Origin of the sequence: Streptomyces sp. GD-15H, from assembly GCF_045291515.1 — a bacterium.
In the GTDB taxonomy this organism is placed as follows: domain Bacteria; phylum Actinomycetota; class Actinomycetes; order Streptomycetales; family Streptomycetaceae; genus Streptomyces.
Genome location: NZ_CP149447.1, coordinates 7,599,171 through 7,620,575 on the forward strand (window position 1 = coordinate 7,599,171; position 21,405 = coordinate 7,620,575).

Annotated in this window: 20 protein-coding genes and 3 pseudogenes; 10 read left to right on the top strand and 13 right to left on the bottom strand. The window is 72.6% G+C overall.

The window, feature by feature from the left end; translation table 11 throughout:
* Positions 1 to 50: 50 nt before the first annotated feature.
* Positions 51 to 533 carry a VOC family protein gene (locus tag WJ438_RS35980; RefSeq protein WP_406728899.1) on the top strand — a complete coding sequence of 161 codons (483 nt, stop codon included), beginning with the start codon at positions 51 to 53 and terminating at the stop codon, positions 531 to 533.
* Here WJ438_RS35980 and WJ438_RS35985 read toward each other — a convergent pair.
* Together WJ438_RS35985 and WJ438_RS35990 are read right to left on the bottom strand one after the other, a co-directional pair.
* A pseudogene (locus WJ438_RS35985) lies at positions 430 to 1,493 on the bottom strand (aminoglycoside phosphotransferase family protein). The gene WJ438_RS35980 and the pseudogene WJ438_RS35985 sit on opposite strands and share 104 nt — an antisense overlap.
* Positions 1,494 to 1,562: 69 nt before the next feature.
* Positions 1,563 to 2,543, bottom strand: coding sequence for an SGNH/GDSL hydrolase family protein (locus WJ438_RS35990; RefSeq protein WP_406728900.1), 981 nt, complete (start codon positions 2,541 to 2,543; stop codon positions 1,563 to 1,565).
* Positions 2,544 to 2,980: 437 nt separating this feature from the next.
* Between WJ438_RS35990 and WJ438_RS35995 the strand changes: the two genes are divergently transcribed.
* From WJ438_RS35995 to WJ438_RS36010, 4 genes and pseudogenes are all read left to right on the top strand, one after another.
* Positions 2,981 to 3,787 carry a VOC family protein gene (locus WJ438_RS35995; protein ID WP_406728901.1) on the top strand — a complete coding sequence of 269 codons (807 nt, stop codon included), beginning with the start codon at positions 2,981 to 2,983 and terminating at the stop codon, positions 3,785 to 3,787.
* 87 nt (positions 3,788 to 3,874) lie between these two features.
* Positions 3,875 to 4,582 (top strand): ribonuclease H, encoded by a 708-nt coding sequence (locus tag WJ438_RS36000; protein WP_406729912.1) that lies wholly within the window; start codon positions 3,875 to 3,877, stop codon positions 4,580 to 4,582.
* 57 nt (positions 4,583 to 4,639) lie between these two features.
* Positions 4,640 to 5,622: pseudogene (locus WJ438_RS36005) on the top strand (aldo/keto reductase).
* A gap of 166 nt (positions 5,623 to 5,788) precedes the next feature.
* Positions 5,789 to 6,280, top strand: a complete 492-nt coding sequence (locus tag WJ438_RS36010) for a DUF6328 family protein (RefSeq protein WP_406728902.1) — start codon at positions 5,789 to 5,791, stop codon at positions 6,278 to 6,280.
* Positions 6,281 to 6,298: 18 nt separating this feature from the next.
* Here the strand turns inward: WJ438_RS36010 and WJ438_RS36015 are convergent, their stop codons facing one another.
* The 5 genes from WJ438_RS36015 to WJ438_RS36035 all read right to left on the bottom strand — a co-directional run bounded on the left by WJ438_RS36015 (position 6,299) and on the right by WJ438_RS36035 (position 10,969).
* Positions 6,299 to 6,724, bottom strand: a complete 426-nt coding sequence (locus WJ438_RS36015) for an SsgA family sporulation/cell division regulator (protein WP_406728903.1) — start codon at positions 6,722 to 6,724, stop codon at positions 6,299 to 6,301.
* Positions 6,725 to 6,856: 132 nt separating this feature from the next.
* A complete protein-coding gene (locus WJ438_RS36020; RefSeq protein WP_406728904.1) occupies positions 6,857 to 8,470 on the bottom strand; it encodes a serine/threonine-protein kinase in 1,614 nt (537 codons plus the stop codon).
* Between the two features lie 163 nt (positions 8,471 to 8,633).
* Positions 8,634 to 9,593 carry a pyridoxal-phosphate dependent enzyme gene (locus WJ438_RS36025; RefSeq protein ID WP_406728905.1) on the bottom strand — a complete coding sequence of 320 codons (960 nt, stop codon included), beginning with the start codon at positions 9,591 to 9,593 and terminating at the stop codon, positions 8,634 to 8,636.
* 98 nt (positions 9,594 to 9,691) lie between these two features.
* Positions 9,692 to 10,369: an AIM24 family protein gene (locus WJ438_RS36030; protein WP_406728906.1), complete on the bottom strand. Its 678-nt coding sequence runs from the start codon at positions 10,367 to 10,369 to the stop codon at positions 9,692 to 9,694.
* 246 nt (positions 10,370 to 10,615) lie between these two features.
* A complete protein-coding gene (locus WJ438_RS36035; protein WP_406728907.1) occupies positions 10,616 to 10,969 on the bottom strand; it encodes a UBP-type zinc finger domain-containing protein in 354 nt (117 codons plus the stop codon).
* 171 nt (positions 10,970 to 11,140) lie between these two features.
* Here WJ438_RS36035 and WJ438_RS36040 point away from each other — a divergent pair, with 171 nt between their 5' ends.
* Complete coding sequence (locus tag WJ438_RS36040) at positions 11,141 to 12,013, top strand: universal stress protein (RefSeq protein ID WP_406728908.1); 873 nt, start codon at positions 11,141 to 11,143, stop codon at positions 12,011 to 12,013.
* A gap of 93 nt (positions 12,014 to 12,106) precedes the next feature.
* Here WJ438_RS36040 and WJ438_RS36045 read toward each other — a convergent pair whose 3' ends face one another.
* Both WJ438_RS36045 and WJ438_RS36050 read right to left on the bottom strand, forming a co-directional pair.
* On the bottom strand, positions 12,107 to 13,348 hold the full coding sequence (locus WJ438_RS36045; protein WP_406728909.1) for an RNA-guided endonuclease InsQ/TnpB family protein: 1,242 nt from the start codon (positions 13,346 to 13,348) through the stop codon (positions 12,107 to 12,109).
* A gap of 242 nt (positions 13,349 to 13,590) precedes the next feature.
* On the bottom strand, positions 13,591 to 14,367 hold the full coding sequence (locus tag WJ438_RS36050) for an MBL fold metallo-hydrolase (RefSeq protein WP_406729913.1): 777 nt from the start codon (positions 14,365 to 14,367) through the stop codon (positions 13,591 to 13,593).
* A 269-nt stretch (positions 14,368 to 14,636) separates the two neighbouring features.
* Here WJ438_RS36050 and WJ438_RS36055 point away from each other — a divergent pair, with 269 nt between their 5' ends.
* A complete protein-coding gene (locus WJ438_RS36055; protein ID WP_406728910.1) occupies positions 14,637 to 15,296 on the top strand; it encodes a TetR/AcrR family transcriptional regulator in 660 nt (219 codons plus the stop codon).
* A gap of 16 nt (positions 15,297 to 15,312) precedes the next feature.
* The gene (locus WJ438_RS36060; protein WP_406728911.1) at positions 15,313 to 16,986 is read left to right on the top strand and encodes an FAD-binding dehydrogenase; all 1,674 of its coding nucleotides are present in this window, start codon (positions 15,313 to 15,315) and stop codon (positions 16,984 to 16,986) included.
* A gap of 8 nt (positions 16,987 to 16,994) precedes the next feature.
* Here WJ438_RS36060 and WJ438_RS36065 read toward each other — a convergent pair whose 3' ends face one another.
* The 3 genes and pseudogenes from WJ438_RS36065 to WJ438_RS36075 all read right to left on the bottom strand — a co-directional run bounded on the left by WJ438_RS36065 (position 16,995) and on the right by WJ438_RS36075 (position 18,732).
* Positions 16,995 to 17,345: a DUF488 domain-containing protein gene (locus WJ438_RS36065; RefSeq protein ID WP_406728912.1), complete on the bottom strand. Its 351-nt coding sequence runs from the start codon at positions 17,343 to 17,345 to the stop codon at positions 16,995 to 16,997.
* A 92-nt stretch (positions 17,346 to 17,437) separates the two neighbouring features.
* Positions 17,438 to 17,683 (bottom strand): WhiB family transcriptional regulator, encoded by a 246-nt coding sequence (locus tag WJ438_RS36070; protein WP_406728913.1) that lies wholly within the window; start codon positions 17,681 to 17,683, stop codon positions 17,438 to 17,440.
* A 153-nt stretch (positions 17,684 to 17,836) separates the two neighbouring features.
* Positions 17,837 to 18,732, bottom strand: a pseudogene (locus WJ438_RS36075) (LysR family transcriptional regulator ArgP).
* Positions 18,733 to 18,802: 70 nt separating this feature from the next.
* On the opposite strand from WJ438_RS36075, the gene WJ438_RS36080 reads away from it, so the two are divergent.
* Entirely contained in the window at positions 18,803 to 19,420 is a 618-nt protein-coding gene (locus tag WJ438_RS36080) for a LysE/ArgO family amino acid transporter (RefSeq protein ID WP_406728914.1), read from the top strand.
* Positions 19,421 to 19,497: 77 nt separating this feature from the next.
* On the top strand, positions 19,498 to 20,847 hold the full coding sequence (locus WJ438_RS36085; protein WP_406728915.1) for an MFS transporter: 1,350 nt from the start codon (positions 19,498 to 19,500) through the stop codon (positions 20,845 to 20,847).
* A 33-nt stretch (positions 20,848 to 20,880) separates the two neighbouring features.
* Here WJ438_RS36085 and WJ438_RS36090 read toward each other — a convergent pair whose 3' ends face one another.
* Positions 20,881 to 21,336 (bottom strand): cyclic nucleotide-binding domain-containing protein, encoded by a 456-nt coding sequence (locus WJ438_RS36090; RefSeq protein ID WP_406728916.1) that lies wholly within the window; start codon positions 21,334 to 21,336, stop codon positions 20,881 to 20,883.
* Positions 21,337 to 21,405 lie beyond the last annotated feature (69 nt).

Consider the following 21,405-nt stretch of genomic DNA (forward strand, 5'->3'; position numbering starts at 1 on the left):
GGCGGGCCGGTCGACACTGAAGACCGCGTTCCACGCCCCAGGAGGTATCCATGACCACCGACGGATTCACCACGTGTCTCTGGTTCGACGGCCGGGCCGAAGAGGCCGCGGACTTCTACGTCTCCGTCTTCAAGAACTCGAGCATCGGCCGGATCCTCCGGTACACCGAGTCCGGGTACGGCACGACGGGCTCCGTCCTCACCGTGGAGTTCACGGCCAACGGACAGAAGTTCGTCGCGCTGAACGGCGGACCCGAGTTCAAGTTCAGCGAGGCGATCTCCTTCCAGATCGACTGCGTCGACCAGGCGGAGGTCGACCACTACTGGGACAAGCTCATCGAGGGCGGTGGCGAGCACGGCCCCTGCGGCTGGCTCAAGGATCGGTTCGGAGTGTCCTGGCAGGTCAACCCGGTGCGGCTGACCGAGCTGATCAGCGACCCGGACCAGGAGAAGGCGGACCGCGCCATGAAGGCCATGCTGTCGATGGGCAAGCTCGACATCGCCGCCCTGGAGAAGGCGTACGCGGGCGAGTGACGCAGGCGCGGGCGGGGCCGCGGACGGGCCCCGCCCGGCCGACGGCGTCCGGGCCCGGGCGCATCACCGCCCCCGTGGGGCCCGCTCGGCCAGGATCTCCTTGAGCACATGCCGTGAGTTCGCCGCGAGCGCCGGTTTGGTGTCCCCGTAGTACGGCAAGCTGGATGAGCGAGATCGACAGTGCCCAGCTCCGTCCGCGCGCCCACTGGGCCCCGTCGGCGGCCACGGCCTCGCGAAAGAGTCCCCGCACCTCGGCGGGGAGCAGATTCCAGGCGACGATCAGGTCCACGGCGGGATCGCCCACGCCCGCACAGTTGAAGTCGATCACCGCGGCCAGCCGTCCGCCGTCGACCAGGACGTTTCCCGGTGAGAGGTCGCCGTGGGCCCAGACGGGCGGACCGGTGTGGCCGGGGGCCTCCAGGGCCTCCTGCCAGAGCGCCGTCACCGCATGGGCGTCGCCCCGACCCGCCAACCGCGCGATCGCCTCGCGTGTCTCCGCGTCCCGGGTCGCCGGCGGAACCTCCCGGGGCCCGCCGGGCCGTCCGCCGCGTCGATCCCGCGCAGGGCGGTGATGTACGCGGCCAGGTCCTCGGCGAGCCGTCCGGCGCCGTCGAGGGCGCCGGCGACCGGATTGGCGCCGTCCAGCCAGCGGTACACCGACCAGGGCCACCCGAACAGGTCACCGGCCTCAAGCCCCAGCGGCTCGGGGGAGGCGAACGGCGGAGGCGGCCGGAGCCGGGGCAGCCGGCGCTGCTCGTGCGCCACGCTTTCCACGGCGCCGGGATACCGGGGGAGCCGTACGACCAGATCCGTGCCGAGGCGGAACATGGCGTTCTCGGTCCCCGACGACCGCAGGCGACGCACGGGCAGCCCGGCCCATCCGGGAAACTGTCCGGCGATGAGCCAGGCCAGCGCGGCGTCGATCTCCACCTCGTCGGGACGCATCCTCGTGGCACACATGCCGCCCGTCCCAGGGGGAACGCGCCCCCTGTCCAACGGTTTTGACCCCGCTCGTCGGCGTGGGCCCCGTCAGCGGGGCAGCGGGGCAGCGGCGCGGACGTGCGCCCCGATCACCCGGGTGATCTCCCGCGCGATGCGCAGGATGCCGGGCGAGCGGACCGGGCAGGGCTTGGGCTTCGACGTCGTGGGCGCCAGGCAGAAGTGCAGGTAGTCGTCGTCCAGGTGCAGGGCGGTGCGGCCTTGGCCCTGCTGGGTGCAGTACTCGGGATGGGCCCGTTCGTAGGCGTCGCAGGGCAGGTACTGCGACCAGGTGTAGCGCGCCCCGGCCGGACTCACCGCCCCGCCCGCGTCGGCCACGAGGTCGCCCGAGGCGGCGGCCCGCTTCTCGTAGAGCGCGTTCACCCGGCGGACCCGGTCGGGAGTGATGGGGTCGGGGCCCTGCAACACCCAGACGATCCCGGGCCGTTGGGCTCCACCGGCCGTGCCGATCTGCTCGGTGAGGCGTCGCGCGTCGGCCGCGTATCGCTCGAAGTACCGCTTTTGCGAGGCGTGGTAGGTGATCCCGTCCATGCAGGGGGTGTAGTCCCAGGCGTTGCCCCAGAACTGCAGCACCACGTAGTCCGGCCGCAGCGAGCGCACCAGCGCCGCCGCCTTGTCCGCCGCCGGGACCAGGGACCGGTCCGCGGAACCCTCCAGGTAGTCGCACAGGGTGGTGCCCGAGTAGGGCGCGCTCGTGTACCGCGCGCGCAGGTCCTTGCGCAGTTCCCGCCCGAGGACCTTCTGGTTCTCCATCGCGAGTGAGTCGCCGAGGTACAGCACGGTGGGCGGCTTCGGCGGCTCGTCGGACGCGGCACCGGGGGAGACGTCCCGGGAGCCGCCCGGGCCGGGCGAAGCGGCACCGGGCGTGGCCGCGGGCCGTTGGTGCGTGGTGGCCGACGCCTCGGGCGAGGCGGGCGGTGGCGGCTCGGCCCCGGGACCGGACGACGGGTCCCCGCACGCGCCGAGCAGCACGGCGGCCAGCGCCACCCCCACGACCCACGGCTTGCGCATACGGCGACTCCCGCCCCGCCCGGCGAAAACGGCTCCCAGGCAACCACAGCCGGGCCCCGGAGGGAAGGCACGCTCCAGGACAGGCTGTTCATCGGCGGTGCGTGCGGGCCGTGCTCGGCGCGCGGGCCCGGGAGGCGGTGACTGGTGCCGTGGCAGGCGACGTCTGCCCCGTCGCGACGCCCGGCACGCTCCCCGAGCTCTTCGAGCAGGGGGAGCACCGGCCGAAAGCCCGAGTACGTCCAGTACGAGGGCTTCCGGTCGGCACTCCCCCAAGCTCTCCGAGCAGGGGGACCCCCAGAGTACGCTCCCCCAAGCTCTCGGCTTCGCTCGAGCAGGGGGCACCCCCGTGACGCCGCTCCTTGACGGGCAGACGTCGCCTGCCACGACACCAGCGTGACGGAAAGGACCGACCACCCGTCCGGAGAGGGCACGCCGCCATGGCCGTACAACCCGAGGGGACCCCTTCTTGCTGGGCCGACGCGGTGTTCAACGACGTCGAGGCCGCCAGGGCTTTCCACGGAGACGTCCTGGGCTGGACCTTCGGCGCGTCGTCGTCGGAGGTCGGCGACTACACCCAGGCGTACGCCGACGGCAAGGCGGTGGCGGCCGTCGTGCCGCCCGTGCCGGGCCAGGAGGGCTCGTCGCAGTGGCGCCTCTACTTCGCGGTCCGGGACGCCGCCGCCACCGCCGTCCGGATCCGGGACAACGGCGGTGAACTGCTGAGGGAATCGATGAGGGGCGGCGACTTTGGCACGATGTGCCTGGCCCGTGAACCCGGCGGGGCCGTCTTCGGCCTCTGGCAGGCCGGCACCCACGAAGGTTTCGGGGCGACGGCCGCACCCGGCGCGTACTGCTGGGCGGAGGTCTTCACCCGGGACCCGGAGAAGACCGACGCGTTCTTCCCCGTCGTCTTCTCCTACCGGTCGAAGCAGCTCGGGGACGAGATCGGCTTCCGGCTCTACGACCTCGGCGAGCAGGCCGTGCTCGGCCGGATGAGGATGACCGAGGACTTCCCGCCCGAGGTGCCCTCGTACGTCGACGTCTACTTCACCGTGGAGAACTGCGACGAGGCGGTGACCAGGGCCACCGAACGGGGCGGCATCCTGCGCTTCGGGCCGATGGACACCCCGTTCGGGCGGTTCGCGGCCCTTAGCGACCAGCAGGGCGCGAACTTCTCGGTGATCGACGTCACGACCACGGCCGGTGACATGCCCAAGACCACAGAGGTACCCGAGGCGTCCTGAGACGTGACCCGAGGGGGCCTGGGACTCGTCCGACGGGCCGTCCCGGGCAGGCGCACCGTGCGACCGGGCACGCTGCCCGGCCATGGCATGATCGGGCGCATGCGTGAACGTGTTGTGGCCGCGTGCGACGGGGCCTCCAAGGGCAATCCCGGACCCGCCGCCTGGGCCTGGGTGATCGCCGACGCCTCCGAGACCCCGGTCCGCTGGCAGGCGGGCGCACTCGGCAGAGCCACCAACAACGTCGCCGAACTCACCGCGCTGGAGCGGCTGCTGGCGGCGACCGACCCCGATGTGCCGCTCGAGGTCCGGATGGACTCGCAGTACGCGATGAAGGCGGTCACCACCTGGCTGCCCGGTTGGAAACGCAACGGCTGGCGCACGGCGGCCGGCAAACCGGTCGCCAACCAGGAACTCGTCGTCAGCATCGACGAACTCCTGCGGGGCCGCTCCGTCGAGTTCCGCTACGTCCCCGCCCACCAGGTTGACGGCGACCGGCTCAACGACTTCGCCGACCGTGCCGCCAGCCAGGCGGCCGTCGTCCAGCAGGACGCGGGCAGCGACGCGGGCTCCCCCGAGCCGCCCCCCTCTCCGGACACCCCGCCAGGCGCCGCGAAACGCGGCTCCGCCGCGGCCAAGGCGTCGTCCCGGCCGCGCGGCGGCTCCTCGACCCGCACGATCAAGGCGAAGTTCCCCGGCCGCTGCCTCTGCGGCCGCTCCTACGCGGCCGGCGAGCCCATCGCCAAGAACGGCAGCGGCTGGGGCCACCCCGAATGCCGCACGGCCGCGAGCGCCTGAGCAGGGCCGCTCCGTGGCGCCATCCCACCGGGCCGCGACGGATGACAGACTGACGCCATGGACGAGCGCACATTCGGCAGGTCGGGTCAGCACGCCTCCGTGATCGGTCTCGGCACCTGGCAACTCGGGGCGGACTGGGGGACGTCGACGACAAGCAGGCCCTCACGGTCCTGGAGGCCGCCGCCGAGTCCGGGGTCACCTTCTTCGACACCGCCGATGTGTACGGCGACGGGCGCAGCGAGCAGACCATCGCGTCGTTCCTGAGCGGCCGGCCCGATCTGCACGTTCTGGTCGCGACCAAGATGGGCCGCCGGGCCGAACAGCTCCCGGAGAACTACGTGCTGGACAACTTCCGCGCGTGGAACGACCGTTCGCGGCGCAATCTCGGCATCGACCGCATCGACCTGGTGCAGTTGCACTGCCCGCCGACGCCCGTCTACTCCTCCGACGAGGTCTTCGACGCCCTCGACACCCTGGTGGCGGAGGAGCGCGTCGCCGCCTACGGGGTCAGTGTGGAGACCTGCGCGGAGGCGCTGACCGCGATCGCCCGGCCGAACGTGGCGAGCGTGCAGATCATCCTCAACCCGTTCCGCATGAAGCCCCTGCTCGAGGTGCTCCCGGCGGCCCGCGCGGCGGGCGTCGGGGTCATCGCCCGCGTCCCGCTGGCCTCAGGGCTGCTGTCGGGCAGGTACACCAAGGAAACCGTCTTCCCGGAGAACGACCACCGCACCTTCAACCGGCACGGTGAGTCCTTCGACCAGGGCGAGACCTTCTCCGGTGTGGACTACGAGACCGGCGTCGAGGCCGCCGCCGAGTTCGCCGCGCTCGTCCCCGAGGGATACACCCCGGCCCAGCTGGCCCTGCGCTGGATCGTCCGGCAGCCCGGCGTCACCACCGTCATCCCCGGCGCCCGCTCGCCCGAGCAGGCCCGCGCCAACGCGCACGCCGCCCGGCTTCCGGAGCTTTCCGAGCAGACGCTCACCGCGATCGGCGACCTGTACGAGCGGCGGATCAAGGGCCAGGTGGAAGGGCGTTGGTGAACGACCGGGCAGGAGCCCGAAGGTGAACGGCCGGGTGTGACCCCGCCGGTGGGAGACACGAGACGACATGAGACTCAAAGGGATGCCCGAAAACAGGTAGGGAGACGCCGGACGGTGGGAACCTGCGGAGGGAGACGGACCCAGGCCGCTCATCCCAGGAGGCACCGTGTCGCACACGCAGCAGGGCGAGAACAGAGGGCGCCACGAGACCGCGGACGAGCGGGCCGACCGGATGTGGCAGGACATCATCCAGGAGGTCCGCGTCGCCCAGATGGGCGTCCAGATCCTCTTCGGCTTCCTGCTCACCGTCGTGTTCACCCCCACGTACGCGAAGCTGTCCGACACGAACCAGACGATCTACCTCATCACGGTCGTCCTCGGAGCCTGCGCCACCGGTGCGCTCATCGGCCCCGTCTCCCTGCACCGGCTCGTGTCCGGACGCCGCGTCAAACCGCAGGCGGTGCGGTGGGCTTCCCGGCTGACCATGCTCGGCCTCGTCCTGCTGCTCGCCACCACCAGCGCCTCACTACTGCTGATCCTGCGGGTCGCCACCCACGACCGCTTCGTCCCGTACGTGGTCGCCGGAGTGGTCGTCTGGTACCTACTGTGCTGGTTCGCGCTCCCGATGTGGACCCGGCGCCGGCACACGGCGCCCTGACCAACCGAGCCCGCGCGTTCAGCGGTCGGTGAGGATGTCCGCGAGGAAGTCGTCGAGGGGGACCTCCTCGCTGCCCGGCGCGACCGAACGGTAGGTCTCCCGCAGGAAGCCCCCGACCGTCCCGGCCCACGCGAACACCACCGCGTGGTGCCGGCCGCCATCGGCGTGGGCCTCCCCGAAGAACTCCATGCGCAGCTCCTGCCCCGCCCCGCGGGACTCCGGGCGCAGCCGCACATCCCCCGTCCCGACCGGGCCGGTGAGGCCGTCGGCGACCATCTCGCGGTCGAGCCGCCAGCGGGCGAGGACCCGGCCGTCGTGGCTGAAGGCGAAAGTAACGGCGAACGGGTCCGCGGGATCGTAGCTCAGGTGGGCGAGCACGGGAAAGCGGCCCGCGGCGCCCGCCTGGAGCTCCACCACCAGGGTCTTGTGCACCGACGAGTTCACGAGAGGCCTCCGGGTCGTACCGATGTCGACGTAGGGCCCTCTCCTACCCCGAGGCCGTGGGAATGCTCAGCCGTCCGGGTGATTCCCTCCGCCCGTGCCCGCCCGCTCACCGTGCTGCGCGCACCGCGCGGATCAGCCGGGGGACGGCCGGAACGTTCGCAGGAAGGTCCGTAGTGCCTCCCGGTTCTCGGTTTCCTCCCAGTCGGCGGCCGGGGTCGTCCAGCGCAGCGAGAAGCCGCGCCCGCCGCCGAGGAGGAACCCGCGGCCGTAGGTACGCACCCGGGAGCCGTCGGCCGCCGAGAGCCACTCCATGTCGGCGGCCTCGCGCCCCTGGTACGTGGTCGCGCGGATCGCGCCGATCCGCTCGTAGGCGTCCGTCCGCTCCAGGGGCGGCTCCACATCGTCCCGCCACACGGCCACCGGGTCCGTACCCACCCGCTCGCTGTAGGTGACCGCGAGGGTGCGGGTGCCCCCGTCCGCGCCGAAGGTGACGCGGTAGGCGAGGTCGGAGACGCGGGAGGTGTCCAGCCGTTCGAAGTCCTCGGGGAGCGCGACGGAGAAGCCCTCCGGCGCACGGTAGAGGCGGTAGCCGGCCGGGAGACCCGTCGGGCCCGAAGGGGTCGGAGTGGGGGTGGCGGACGGCGGGGACGTGCCCCGGTCGCCGGGCTTGCCCGGTCCGGTTGCCCCGGACGGGTCCGAGGGGGCTGGCGCGGAGGCGGAGACCGGCGGCGTGTTCGGCGCGCCGGCGGCGGAGCCGGTGCCGGTTCCGGGCAGCCCCCGGGCCGCGGCGAGCACGACGACCGCCACGGTGACGACGGCCAGGGCCGTGCCGAGGACCCCCGTCCGTCTGCTCCACTCCCGGCCCGTGTTCCTGGGGGTGGCGGGGTGGGTGCCGCGCAGCCGGGGGCTCGGCACCGCGACCAGGGCCGCGTCGGGGTCCTCACTGAGCGCACGGGTGAGCACCTCGCGGACCACCTGCCGGGTCGGCCGCTCCCGCGCGTCCTTGCGGAGCAGGCCCTGGACGACCTGGGTCAGGGGTCCCGCGCGCACGGGCGTGCGCAGCGGCAGCCGGTCCACTGCCTTCAGCGTGTACTCGGGCCGCCCCCGGTCGCGGAACGGGGGACGTCCCTCGACCATCGTGTAGAGGATCGCGCCCAGCGCCCACAGGTCCGCAGCGGGACCGATGCGCTCGTCGCGGGCCTGCTCGGGGGAGGCGTACGACGGCGACGTGAGGCGGGGGACCAGGGGCGAGCCGGCCAGGCCGAAACCGGTGACCACGACCGGACCGGTCTCCCGCACGAACACCTGGCCGGGGCTGAGTTCGCCGTGTGTGATGCCCGCCGCGTGTGCGGCATCCAGCAGGTCGAGCAGCTCCAGCCCGATGCGCGCGGCCCGCACGTAGTTGAACGTGCCCTCCTCGGTGAGGAGTTCGCCCAGCGGTGTGCCGTCGATCCAGGCGGTGGCGGTCCACAGGAAGCCGGTCTCCTCGACGGCGTCGACGACGGTGGCGGTCCGCCCGGGGCACGACTGCGCCATGCTCTCGGTCGTGCGCAGGACACGGGAGGGGGCGCGGCGCACGGGCTCGGACGGATCCTCCGGGAGCGCGATCTGCGTGACCAGGAAGGGGCGTCCCGTCCCGATGTCGGCGGCGTACCAGCAGACGTGATTGGCCTCGCGATGGACGACCTCGACCAGCCGGTACCGTCCGGCGACCGGCTGGTGTGTGGAGACGTGCGCCCTGCCCATGGCCATCCCTCGTCCAAGCCGCTGCTTCCGCCTTTGTCAGAGGTACGTGCGACCGGGTGCCCTTTGCTCAAGGGGCGGCGCCCGAATCCCGGCCACGACGGATTCCCGTCCTTCGTTCGAAGGAAGGGGCGAGCGAATGCGGCCTCGGGGCTCGAGGGAGGGTTCAGCGCAGCCCGAAGCGGGACGCCCAGGCGCTCATGTCGCCGGTGGTCGCGTTGCCCCCGCACACCACCAGCCCGATCCCGGCCCCCTCGCCGACCCGCTCCAGCACCCGGCGCGCCGCCGGCAGCAGACAGCCGGCAGCCGGCTCCGTCCACACCTTGGCATGGTCCGCGAGGTCCAGCGAGCCCTGTACGGCCTCTCGGTCCGGTACCACCAGCACCTCGGTGACCAGCGCCGACACATGCTCGTACGTCAGCTGCGCCACGGCCGGGGCACTGAGCGTGGAGACGACCGACGACAGTGCGACCGGCACCGGTCCGCCGGCCGCGAGCGCCGCGGACATGGCCTGGGCGCCCTCCGTCTCCACGCCCCAGATCCGGATTCCGGGCCGCCGGGCGCTGAGCGCCGCCGCCACACCGGAGATCAGTCCACCGCCACCGATGCTCACCAGTACGTCGGTGAGGGCACCGGCGTCGTCGGCGAACTCCAGTCCCACGGTGCCCTGCCCGGCGATCACCACCGGGTCGTCGAAGGGGTGGACCAGGGTCAGCCCCTCCTGCTGAAGCCGCGTCATCAGCGCGAACGCGCCGCCCATGTCGTCGGCCAGCCGCACCGACGCGCCGGCCGTCTCCGCGATCTGGACCGCCCGCGCGGGGGCCGACCGGGGCATCACCACCGTGGCCTTGACGTCGAGTGCGGAGGCCATGACCGCGACGGCGATCCCGTGATTGCCGCCGCTCACGGCCACGACCCCGGCGGCCCGCTCCGCCTCGCTCAGCGACAGCAGCTTCGCCACCGCGCCGCGCGCCTTGAACGATCCGGTGCGCTGCAACAGTTCCAGCTTCGCCGTGACCGGGGCGCCGAGCAGTGCCGACAACCCGGGGCTCGGCACCGTCGGCGTCCGTACCACGTGCCCGGCGATCCGCTCCGCCGCGGCCTCGATCTCCGACATCCCGATCATGACAACCGCCTCCCGGCGCGGGGCGTGATCCGCGCCGTAACGAACCCTCACCCGGCCGGTCGTCAAGGTCAACAGGGTTCGCTACGGCGGCACGGGCCTCAGTGCTGCTGTGGCTTCTGCGGGGTGGCCTCGCTGGGCCGCACGATGACGTATCCTTCGCCCTGCAGCATCAGCTGCACCGCCTCGCCCGAGCCGCCGCGCAGCATCGAGCCGAACGACTGCGAGCGGTGCAGGGAGGTCGCCAGACCCGCCGTCCAGCCGACGATCGCGTCCGTGTCGACGTAGACCGGGTACTGCGGCGACACCGGGAGGACCAGCGGTTCGCCCTCGCACACCAGGCCCAGCAGACCGTGCCCCGTGAAGACACTGTTGAACAGGCCGCCGCCGGTGATGCCGGCGCCCTTCACGGTCGAGATGCGGTACGACAGCGTGGAGTCGAAGCACAGGACGTTGCGGCCGTTGACGGTGAACTCGTCGCCCGGCTCGACCTGGATGATGAAACAGTTCTGCGCCTCGTGCGCGAACCAGGCCTCGCCCTGCCCCCGCACCGCCATCAGCGGCAGTCCTTCGCCCGTCACCGCGCGTTTGAGCATGCCGCCCACGCCCTGGCCCTTGCGCTCGAACTGGAGCCCGCCGCGGTAGGCGATCATCGCGCCCTGCCGGGCGTGCATCTCGCCGTTGACGACGTAACGGATGCACTTGGCGTTCTCGACTGCCATGCCCGGAGCCGAGGCGGGCTGCACCATGTGCCGGCTGGAAAACAGATCACCCTTCATGAGGGCATCCTCACCCGGAGGGTTCGCCTCCGCCAAGATCCCGCCCGGAGTCGGATTTGAGGACGGTGGCGCGGTGGCCGGAACTGTTCCTCCGCCCCCGACGACCTCGGCGGCGGAGCGCCGGCCACAGGCTGTGTCCTCGCCGAGGGGCCCGCCGTGCGGAACCCGCGGCGGCGGGCGGGGTTCTCACGAGGGTGGTTCAGTCGCGTGCCGACCCCGGCGACCGGTCGCCGGGGTGCGGAGCGTTCAGCGGCGAAGGCGCTCTGCCCAGTCCTCCGGTACGCGCTCCGCCGGGCCCGGGGACGGCTGGTCCGCCGGGTGGCTCACGGGTGGGGCCAGATCGGGGCCCGACTCGTATATCTCGGCGGTGGCGTAGTTCCAGAACCAGGCCTCGCCGGGTTCGTAGCTGCGGACCACGGGATGCCCAGAGGCTCTGAAGTGCGCCGTGGCGTGCTGACCGGGTGAACTGTCGCAGCAGTCGACGTGCCCGCACTGCGCGCAGCGCCGCAGAGGGAACCACCAGCCGCCCGCGGCGTCGCACTCGGCGCACCCCGCGCCGCTCGGTGGAACACGGGGATCGATGGCGTGGTCGCTGGTCATGCCGACTCCTCGAGAATGTCGCGGAACTCCAACGACAGCCGGTCCAGCGTAAGTGGGATCGCGACCGTTCGCCCGGGTACGGGCTGCTTCAGGCGGGACGCGAGGAGAGCACCGGAGGCAGGTTGGGGAAGACTGGACCGCGCTTACTGGACACGACGCAGGAGGAACCGCATGACGCGCCCGATCACGGCAGGGGTCGACGGAACCGAGGAGAGCCTCGCCGGGCTGGCCTGGGCGGCGAGGGAGGCGGTCCGCAGGGGGCGGCCACTGCGGGTGGTGCACGCCTGGCGCTTCCAGACGCACGAGGGAATCGACGCCGGCGACGCCGCCACCCAGGAGCAGTGGGTGCGCGACGCGGTGGGCGAGTCGGTCCGCCGGATCACCGAACGGTACCCGGATCTCGCGGTGACCACCGACGTCCTGGAGGGGGACGCCGTACGGACCCTGGCCGGCGCCGCGGCGGACGCGGAGATGCTGGTGCTCGGCTCGCGCGGGCACGGGCGGATCATCGGCTTCCTGGTCGGCTCGGTCGGCCAGCAGGTGATCGTCGACGCCACGCGGCCGGTGGTGTTCGTGCGGGCCGGGGACCGGGCGTCGGGCGAGGTCGCCGGGCGGGAGATCGTCGTCGGCCAGCAGGGCGACCCGGAGGACAGCGCCGCCGCGCTGGACTTCGCCTTCGAGACGGCTGCCGCGCGGGGCGCCACCGTCCGCGCCGTACGGGCCTGGACCCTGCCGCCGATGTTCGCCTACAGCCCCGAAGTGCTGCGCCAGGTCGACGAGGCCGGGGGCCTGGAGCAGTACGAACAGAAGGCTCTGTCCACGGCCCTCGCGCCGTTCCGTGAGCATCACCCGCACGTGCCCGTCGTCGAGCAGGTGGAGATGGGCAGCGCCGGGCAGGTGCTGCTGTCGGTGGCCGGCACCGCCCAGCTGATGGTGGTCGGCCGCCGTGCGCGCCGCACCGCCGTCGGCGCCCGGATCGGCTCGGTCGCCCACGGCGTCCTGCACCACGCCGACTGCCCGGTGGCGGTGGTACCGCCGACCTGACTCACTCGGCCGCGGGCCGCAGCGCCTCCCGGGCCCCGGGCAGGACGTTCCTGATGTGAAGTGCTCTCCCGGCTGAAGCCGGGAGATTCCTGCCTACCTTGCGGGGGCGGGCTTGACGCCACGGGGACGCCTGACGACTGCCCTCCCGGCAGCCGGGACGAGCGCGTGGCCCATCCGGTACAGGTGCAGGACGTTCCGGGCCGCGTTGTGGTCGGCGTTGCCGGACCAGCCGCAGTCGGGGTTCTTGCACACGAACACGGCCTGGCCCTCCCTGCTGCCCGGCGTGGTGACACCGCAGGCCGAGCAGCGCAGGGAGGTGCCGGGGGCGGGAACCTTGTGCAGGGTGCCGCCGTACCTGGCGGTCTTGTAGGTCAGCATCGTCACGGTGCGGCCCCATGCCTCCTGGCTGATGGAGCGGTTCAGGCCGGCCTTCTGCGCAACCTTCCTGCCCGGCTCCTCAAGGGTCCCCCTGGCCGACTTGACCATGTTCGTGAGGGTGAGTGCTTCGACCACGACGGTGCCGTACCGCTCGGCGATGGCGGTGGTGGTCTTGTGCTGCCAGTCAACGGCGCGGCGCGTGGCTCCTGCGCGGAGCTGTTTGATCTGGTCGTAGGTGTGCCGCAGGCGGCGGGAGGTCTTCTCCCCGCGTGTGCGGTGCTGCCTGCGCCGGGCGGCGCGTCGTTCCAGGCGCAGCAGCCGAGCCTTCTCCCGCGGGTTCGGCCACTTGTCCCGGTCGGCCGTCCCGTCGGGCAGGCGGGGCGGGCGGCCGTGGTCGCGGTGGTTGCCGTCCGAGAGGGCGAGGGGCAGGTTCACCCCGGCGTCGATGCCGACCTCCGGCCCCTGGTGGGGCTCGGGCCTGGGCTCCAGGGTCTGGACGCGGAAGGCGATGTGCCAGCCGAGGGCGTCCTTGACCAGCCGGGCCCCGGTGATCCGGTTCTCGCCGGTGGCCCGCTTGCCGACCGGGAGGTCCTTGGTCCAGCGGAATCGGACCCGGCCGACCTTCGGGATGTTGACCATGCCCCAGCGTCGGTGCACGCGGGTGATGTTCAGGTCCCGCCCCTGCGGGATGTCCACCGACATCACCGTGCGGATGCGGGCCTTGAAGCGCGGGGCGTCGGCGCGGCCCTCCCAGCAGTTCCGCCAGGCCTGGAAGTACGTTTTCAGCACGGCCTGCGCGGCTTGGGCGGGGAGTGCGCCGAGCCAGTCGATCTCCTTGCGGGCCCGGCGGATCGCCGCGTCGGCCGCGGCCAGGGACCGCTTGTCCTTGGGGAGCATCGTCCACCAGCCGTGCAGGCAGTTCCACAGGGTGCGGCCCGCGTGCGCCTGGTCGTCCATGAGCCGGGCCTGTGCGGGGATCGGTGCCAGTCGGGCGCGGTGCCCGAACTGCCGCTTCCCCTGAACATGTTCCGTACTCGCGCGATCACAGTACCGTGCGGCTGTGTGCCGCCGCGCCGGAATCCACGTGATGCGTTCACGGGCGAGCGACCCAGGGCGGCTTCGCCGCCCGCCGTGGGGTGGGCACATCGAAGACGCCGGGGCCTTGGTGACCTTGGCACCGATCTACTTGCGCGTCAGCGCTATTGCGCGCGCTCACGGGCCAGTCGAGCCGCGTCCCGCAGGGACCCCTCGTGCGCGGGGCCGTGTCCGGGCAGCAGGAGGTCGCTCTCCAGCCCGGCCAGGACGTCCAGCGAGGCGAGGGCGGTGGCCCGCTCGCGGTGGAACATGCCGGGCAGCATCTGCGGTCCGCTCACCCGGGAGGTCGGGTGAGCGCTCACCAGGGCGTCGCCGGACACCACTGTCCCGGTGTCCGGGAGGTGGAAGGCACAGTGCCCGTCGGTGTGGCCGGGTGTGTGCACGGGAACCGGCCGGCCGGGCAGATCGAGCGGGCCGGGCGGATCCGGTGCGTCGGAGCGCGGTTCGGGCCGCGGGAACGGCTCGGGGGCGGCGACCGGCACGTGCGCCGTGCCGCCGGAGCGCAGCGCGTGCAGGGCCCAGGGCAGCACGCCCGGCCGCCAGCCGTTGCGCAGGATCTGTCCGACGGTCACCTGGTGCAGGAAGTCCCGGCGGGCGTGCGGGACTTCGGCCTCATGGGCGTACACGGGCGTGCCGTACGCGGCCCGCAGGTACTCGGCGGAGCCCAGGTGGTCCGTGTGCGCGTGGGTGATCAGTACGGCCGTGACCGCCTCCGGTGCACTGCCCACCTCCGCCAGGGAGGCGAGGAGTTGCCCGCGGTCGCCGGGGTAGCCGGTGTCGATCAGGGTGACGGCGTCCCCCTCCTGGAGGATCACCCAGTTGGTGTTCGAGCCGTGCACCAGGTGGGTGCCGTCGGCCACGTGCCGCACATCTGCCCGCATGATCGTCCCGCGTTCCGCCGTCTGCCCGAAGGCCACCAGCAAAGCAGATCAGGACGCCTGCGGCCGGATCGGGCCCGGCCGTGGTGAACGGCTCGCCCGGCTCGTCGCGGTAGTGCGCGCCCAGCGCGTCACGCGCCTCGACCAGCACGGGGTGCGGGCCCCTGGGTGCGGCGCACCCTCCGTGCGAATGAAAGCTCCAGTTCCGTCGAAGCCCTTCTGGATACGTCGGTGCATCGGATACGTTCGCGTATCGAACGGAGGTGGGCGGCATGCCCGTGGACGGCGAAGCCGGGCGTGCGGCGCCCGGACGACGCGTGACCGGACGCCGTGTCCGCACGCGCGCGAACCTCCTCCGGGCGGCGTTCTCCGTGTTCGCGGCCAAGGGCTTCGGACATGTCTCGATCGAGGAGGTCTGCGAGGCCGCCGGCTACACCAGGGGCGCCTTCTACTCGAACTTCGCCAGCCTGGACGAGCTCTTCTTCGCCCTGTACGCGGAGCGCGCCGAGCTCATCGCGGAGCAGGTCTCCTCGGCCCTCGCCCTGGACGGACCCGACCTCGATGTGCCCGCCGCCGTGGACCGCGTCACCGAGGTGCTGCTGCTCGATCGGGACTGGTTGCTGGTGAAGACCGACTTCCTGGTGCGCGCAGCCCGCGACCCGGAGGTGTCCCGCAGCCTGCTGGAACACCGCGCGCGGCTGCGCCGGGCCATCGCGCACCGGCTGGCGCGGGCCCGCGGCCACACCGAACTGCCCGCCGTCCTCGGCACCGTCGAGGGCGCCGCGCACGCCGTGGTCGCCGCCTACGACGGAGTCACCACCCAACTGCTGCTGGACGGGGACGTCGTCCGCGCCCGCGCCTGGCTGAAACAACTACTGACCGCGCTGCTCACCGACGGCAGCGCCGAACCGGCCGCGCACCGACGCGGATGAGGAAGGGACGGTCGTCATGGATGCCGACGTCATCGTCGTCGGAGCGGGTCTCGCGGGCCTGGTCGCGACCCACGAACTGACCAGCCGGGGCCGCAGGGTCGCCCTCGTCGACCAGGAGAACGCCGCCAACCTCGGCGGGCAGGCCTTCTGGTCCTTCGGTGGGTTGTTCCTCGTCGGGTCCCCGGAGCAGCGGCGTCTCGGCATCAAGGACTCCTTCGACCTCGCCTGGAACAACTGGCAGGGCAGCGCGGGATTCGACCGGCTCCAGGACGAGGACTCCTGGGCGGTGCGCTGGGCCCGTGCCTACGTCGAGTGGGCGGCGGGGGAGAAGCGGTCCTGGCTGGACGGACACGGCATCTCGTTCCTGCCCACCGTCGGCTGGGCCGAGCGCGGCGACCTCCGCGCGGACGGCCACGGCAACACCGTGCCCCGCTTCCATATCGCCTGGGGCACCGGCACCGGCGTCGTCGAACCCTTCGTACGCCACGCCCGGCAGGCCGTGCGCGACGGGCTGCTCACCTTCCACCACCGCCACCGGGTCGACGAACTGGTCGTCCAGGACGGCACCGCGCGCGGAGTGCGCGGCACCCTGCTGGCCCAGGACGACGCACCGCGCGGTGTCGCCTCCAGCCGCGAGGCGATCGGCGACTTCGAACTCACCGCCCAGGCCGTGGTCGTCACCAGTGGCGGCATAGGCGCCGACCACGACATCGTCCGCCGCCACTGGCCGCAGCGGCTCGGTATCCCGCCCCGCGAGATGATCACCGGAGTCCCGGCCCACGTGGACGGACGGATGCTCGACATCAGCGCCCGCGCGGGCGCGCGCCTGGTCAACCGGGACCGCATGTGGCACTACACCGAGGGCATACGGAACTGGGACCCGATCTGGCCCGGTCACGGCATCCGCATCCTGCCCGGACCGTCCTCGATGTGGTTCGACGCCCTCGGCCGCCGGCTGCCCGAGCCCTGCCTGCCCGGCTACAACACCCTGGGCACGCTCGCACACCTGCGCACCACCGGGGACATCGCCGGACACGACCACTCCTGGTTCATCCTCACCCAGAAGATCATCGAGAAGGAGTTCGCGCTGTCGGGTTCCGAACAGAACCCCGACATCACCGCCAAGGACCGGACCGGGTTCCTGCGTGAACGCGTGCTGGGCAGGGGCGCCCCCGGTCCGGTCGACGCGTTCCTGCGCCAGGGCGCGGACTTCGTGACCGCCCCGACCCTGGAGCAACTCGTCGAGAGGATGAACGCCCTCACCGACAAGCCCCTGCTCGACGCTGCCGTCGTTCGCCGCCAGATCGAGGCCCGCGACCTGCAGATCGCCAACCCCTACGCCAAGGACGCCCAGGTGCAGGGCATCCGCAACGCCCGCCGCTACATCGGCGACCGCCTCGGCCGCGTGGCCGCCCCGCACCGCATTCTCGACCCCGCGGCCGGCCCGCTGATCGGCGTCAAGCTGCACATCCTCACCCGCAAGACCCTTGGCGGTATCCAGACCGACCTCGACTCCCGCGCGCTGGACGGCGCGGGGCAGCCGATCGAGGGGCTGTACGCGGCGGGCGAGGTCGCGGGCTTCGGCGGCGGCGGCGTCCACGGCTACAACGCCCTGGAGGGCACCTTCCTGGGCGGCTGCCTCTTCTCGGGGCGCGCGGCGGGACGGGCGGCGGCGCGGCAGACGGCGTAGCCGGCGCGTCAGTCGTCGAGGAGGCGGGCCAGTACCTCGGCGTGGCTGGTCGCCGGCTCCCTGGACGCGGTCAGCAGGGTCACCTGGCCCTTCGTCGCCAACTCCCGCACACGGTCGAGGAGTTCGGCCGCCTCGGGAGCGGCGAGCTCCGCCTCGTAGCGTCCGCGGAACTCTTCGTACGGCCGCTCGCCCATGTGGTACCAGCGGCGCAGCTCCGTCGACGGGGACAGCCCCTTGGGCCATTCGTCCACGCGTGCCATGTCCTTCGCCAGACCGCGCGGCCACAACCGGTCGACCAGGACGCGGACGCCGTCGTCCGGTTCAGGCGGTTCGTAGACACGGCGCACGCGTACGCTCATGGTCTGCCCCTTCCCGTGGTCTCCCGCGAGCCTACTGCCGCCCGCCGGGCCCGGCCCGGCGGGCGGGACGCGCGGACCACACGTGCGGTGACTCAGGCGCGGCGCGCGCCCACGCGGCGCTTCAGCGCGCGGCGCTCCGTCTCGCTCGTGCCGCCCCACACCCCGAGGGCCTGCCCTGTACTCATCGCCCAGTCGAGGCACGGCTCCTGGACGGGGCAGCGCAGGCACACCTCCTTCGCCCGCTCCGTCTGGAACAGGGCCGGGCCGGAGGTCCCGATCGGGAAGAAGAGGTCGGGATCCTCGTTCCGGCATGCCGCGCGGTTCCGCCAGTCGTCCATGGAAAATCACCTGCGATCGGAGTGGATACGCACCTTTGAAAGCCTTACTCCTTTCGGGTCACCTGTCGACACCTGAGGAAACAGCGTTTCCCATGGCATGCGTCACCGCTCGTGCGCCCGGCCGACAACAGCGCGGGCCGACCCGAGGCGGAACTAAGCACGCAGTGCCGTCGCCGCCGTCGCCGTCACCGCGTCGGCCACCGCTGCGAGGGCCGGGGAGTCCAGCTTCCACTGCTGCCAGTACAGGGGTGCTTCGGCCACGTGAGCCGGGGCGAAGACGGTGAGCCGGCCTGCCCGCAGCAGGGGTTTGGCCTGGGTCTCGGGGACCATGCCCCAGCCCAGGCCCGCGGCGACCGCCTCGGCGAACCCCTCCGAGGTCGGAATGAGGTCCGGCTCGTGCTCGCCCCGGTGCGCCCGCGGGTGAGCCGGCGCACGAAGGCGTCCTGGAAGTCGTCCCGCCGGTCGAAGGTCACCACGGGCGCCCGCGGCAGTGTCTCCTCCAGCGGCACCGTGAGGTACCGCGCGGCGAACTCCGGGTTGGCCGCGGGGAGATAGCGCATCCGCCCCAGGGGCCGCACGGAGCAGCCCGGCACCGCTTCGGGCGACGAGGTCACCGCGGCCATCACCGCTCCCTCGCGCAGCAGGGCCGCGGTGTGGGCCTCGTCCTCGCGGCGCAACTCGAAGGAGAGGCGCGGCTCGCCCGGTACCCGGGTGAGGGCCGCGAGGAACCAGGTCGCCAGGGAGTCCGCGTTCACCGCCACCGACACCCGCGTCGGCTCCCCGCCGGAGCCCAGCCCCAGCTCCGCGTACGCGTCCCGTTCCAGCCGAGCCACCTGGCGGGCGAGCCGCACCAGCACCTCCCCCGACTCGGTCGGCCGCACCGGTCTCGTGCGCAGCAGCAGCACCCGCCCGGTGCGCTGCTCCAGCGCCTTCACCCGCTGGCTGACCGCGGAGGGCGTCACATGCAGGGCCGCCGCGGCCGCGTCGAAGGTGCCCTCGTCCACCACGGAGAGCAGGGTTCGTACCTGGTCGAGCGGCAGGTCGTCCATCACATCGGCTAAGGATACGTAAGAAACATTAGCTGTACTGCGCCGGAGCGGTACCTCTAACGTCCTCCGCATGAGCAGCGCCCTGACCACAGCCGCCGCCGGATTCGGCACCGGCCTCTCCCTGATCGTCGCCATCGGCGCGCAGAACGCCTTCGTCCTGCGCCAGGGCGTCCGCCGCGAGGCGGTCCTCGCCGTCGTCGGCATCTGCGCCGTGTCCGACGCGGCCCTCATCGCCCTCGGCGTCGGCGGGGTCGGCGCGCTGGTCGTGGCGTGGCCCGGTGCGCTGACGGCGGTCGGCTGGACCGGCGGCCTCTTCCTGCTCGGCTACGGCCTCCTGGCCGCGCGCCGCGTGGTCCGGCCGGGCGAGGCCGGGCTGCGGGCGGAGGGCGAGGCCGTGAGTTCACGCCGTCGCGCCGTGCTCACCTGTCTGGCGATGACCTGGCTCAACCCGCACGTCTACCTCGACACCGTGTTCCTGCTGGGCTCGGTCGCCGCCGACCACGGGCCGCTACGCTGGACGTTCGGCCTCGGCGCCGTGCTGGCCAGCCTCTGCTGGTTCGCCGTCCTCGGCTTCGGGGCCAGGCTGCTGAGCCGTTTCCTGGCCCGGCCCACCGCCTGGCGGATCCTGGACGGCCTGGTCGCGACCACCATGATCGTCCTCGGCGGCACGCTCATCGCCGGCAGCTGACACTGCGGGCGGGCGCCGTCACCGGTCCTGCCATAGTGAACTCCGGTAAAAAGATGTAGTCACCAACCGGGACGGTCGTGGACACCAGCGAGAGCAGCACCGAACCCCAGGCCGAGGAGGCCGCCTTCAAGCGGGCGGCGTCGGATCCGTCAGGTCCGTCGCGTCCGGCAGGTCCTTCCGGGCAGCCCCGGCCGCGCGGCCTGCGCCGGTGGGCCATGGACACCCGGCCCCTGCGCCGCCCGGCCTACCGCCGGCTGTGGGCGTCCACCATCGTCACGGCGGTCGGCAGCCAGCTCACCGCCGTGGCCGTGCCCAAGCAGATCTACGACATCACCGGCTCCTCCGCCTGGGTCGGCGTCGCGAGCCTGGCGGGTCTGCTGCCACTGATCGTGTTCGCCCTCTGGGGCGGCGCCGTCGCCGACGCCATGGACCGTCGCAAGCTCCTGCTGATCACCAACACCGGTATCGCCGTCACCTCGGTCCTGTTCTGGGCACAGGCCGTCACCGGGCTGGACTCCGTCGCCGTGCTCATGGCCCTGCTCGCGGTGCAGCAGGCGTTCTGGGGACTGAATGCCCCGGCCCGCAGCGCCTCCATCGCCCGCCTGGTCCCCGAGGAGGAGCTGCCCGCCGCCAACGCCCTGGGCTCCACCGTCATGCAGACCGGCCAGATCGCCGGACCGCTGCTCGCGGGTGCGCTCATCCCGGTCGTCGGGCTGGCGGAGCTCTATCTGATCGACGCGCTGGCGCTGTGCGTCACGGTGTGGGCGGTCCACCGTCTGCCCGCCCTGCCGCCGCTCGACGCCACGGTGACGCGGCGCGCGGGCCTCCGGGAGATCCTGGACGGATTCCGCTACATCTCCGGGCACGCGGTGCTGCTGCTGTCGTTCGTGGCGGACATCGTCGCCATGGTCCTCGGCATGCCCCGGGCCCTGTTCCCGCAGCTCGCCGCCGAGACCTACGCGTCCTACGACGAGGGGCTCGCGCTGGGGCTGCTGTTCGCCGCCATCCCGATCGGCGCGGTGGCGGGCGGACTGTTCTCCGGCACGTTCTCCCGGGCCCGCCGGCACGGCTGGATGGTCATCGGATCCGTAGTGGTGTGGGGCATCGCCATCACGGGGTTCGGGCTCAGCGACAGCCTCTGGATCGCCGTGGCCTTCCTCGCCGTCGCCGGAATCGCGGACATGGTCTCGATGGTCTTCCGCGGGGCGATCCTGCTCTCCGCCGCGACCGACGAGATGCGCGGCCGGATGCAGGGCGTCTTCACCGTCGTCGTCGCGGGCGGCCCACGGCTCGCCGACGTCCTGCACGGCACCGCCGGTTCCGCCTTCGGCCCCCGTACGGCGGTGGCGGGCGGCGGGCTCCTGGTCGTCGTGGTGATGCTCGCCCTGGCCGCCGTGATGCCGGCGCTGCGCCGCTACCGCGTGTGAGGTGTGGCCGGGCCGGGCCCGCGGGCGCCGGGTCTACAGTGCGCCGTGCCTGCGCGTCGTGTGCGGCTCCATCAGCCGGCTCCGCGTGGCCTCCAGCCGGTGCGCGAGGATCTCGGCGACGCAGCGCACCAGCGTCAGCCCGAGCGCCGGATCCTCCTCGCACAGCCGGAGCACGGCCGCCGCGTCGAACTCGTAGGCGCGGACCGGGCTGAACGCCTCGGCACCGAAGTCCCACTGGTGGGGCGGGAACAGCCAGGACCAACCCAGCAGGTCGCCCGCACCGAGGGTGGCGACCGTCACCCGGCGCAGGTCGTTCACCCGCTGGTCGAGGGAGACCGCACCGGAACGGACGACCCAGAAACGGTCGGCGGTGCCCCCCGCCTCGAAGATCCGGGTGTCCTCCGGGAAGGCCACCTCGCGCGCGAGCGCCATCAGGCGTTGGCGCTGTTCCGGGGGGAGGGCGGTCAGGAGTTTGATCGCTTTGGTCATGAAGCAGGACTCCTCGCCGGGCATTCGGTACCGGTGCCTACGTCCATTGGAGCCGCTGCCGCCGTCCGG

Coding starts and splice junctions, on each gene's coding strand:
- WJ438_RS35980 (WP_406728899.1), top strand. CDS start 51: ATGACCACCGACGGATTCACCACGTGTCTCTGGTTCGACGGCCGGGCC.
- WJ438_RS35990 (WP_406728900.1), bottom strand. CDS start 2,543: ATGCGCAAGCCGTGGGTCGTGGGGGTGGCGCTGGCCGCCGTGCTGCTC.
- WJ438_RS35995 (WP_406728901.1), top strand. CDS start 2,981: ATGGCCGTACAACCCGAGGGGACCCCTTCTTGCTGGGCCGACGCGGTG.
- WJ438_RS36000 (WP_406729912.1), top strand. CDS start 3,875: ATGATCGGGCGCATGCGTGAACGTGTTGTGGCCGCGTGCGACGGGGCC.
- WJ438_RS36020 (WP_406728904.1), bottom strand. CDS start 8,470: ATGGGCAGGGCGCACGTCTCCACACACCAGCCGGTCGCCGGACGGTAC.
- WJ438_RS36025 (WP_406728905.1), bottom strand. CDS start 9,593: ATGATCGGGATGTCGGAGATCGAGGCCGCGGCGGAGCGGATCGCCGGG.
- WJ438_RS36030 (WP_406728906.1), bottom strand. CDS start 10,369: ATGAAGGGTGATCTGTTTTCCAGCCGGCACATGGTGCAGCCCGCCTCG.
- WJ438_RS36035 (WP_406728907.1), bottom strand. CDS start 10,969: ATGACCAGCGACCACGCCATCGATCCCCGTGTTCCACCGAGCGGCGCG.
- WJ438_RS36040 (WP_406728908.1), top strand. CDS start 11,141: ATGACGCGCCCGATCACGGCAGGGGTCGACGGAACCGAGGAGAGCCTC.
- WJ438_RS36045 (WP_406728909.1), bottom strand. CDS start 13,348: ATGGACGACCAGGCGCACGCGGGCCGCACCCTGTGGAACTGCCTGCAC.
- WJ438_RS36050 (WP_406729913.1), bottom strand. CDS start 14,367: ATGCGGGCAGATGTGCGGCACGTGGCCGACGGCACCCACCTGGTGCAC.
- WJ438_RS36055 (WP_406728910.1), top strand. CDS start 14,637: ATGCCCGTGGACGGCGAAGCCGGGCGTGCGGCGCCCGGACGACGCGTG.
- WJ438_RS36060 (WP_406728911.1), top strand. CDS start 15,313: ATGGATGCCGACGTCATCGTCGTCGGAGCGGGTCTCGCGGGCCTGGTC.
- WJ438_RS36065 (WP_406728912.1), bottom strand. CDS start 17,345: ATGAGCGTACGCGTGCGCCGTGTCTACGAACCGCCTGAACCGGACGAC.
- WJ438_RS36070 (WP_406728913.1), bottom strand. CDS start 17,683: ATGGACGACTGGCGGAACCGCGCGGCATGCCGGAACGAGGATCCCGAC.
- WJ438_RS36080 (WP_406728914.1), top strand. CDS start 18,803: ATGAGCAGCGCCCTGACCACAGCCGCCGCCGGATTCGGCACCGGCCTC.
- WJ438_RS36090 (WP_406728916.1), bottom strand. CDS start 21,336: ATGACCAAAGCGATCAAACTCCTGACCGCCCTCCCCCCGGAACAGCGC.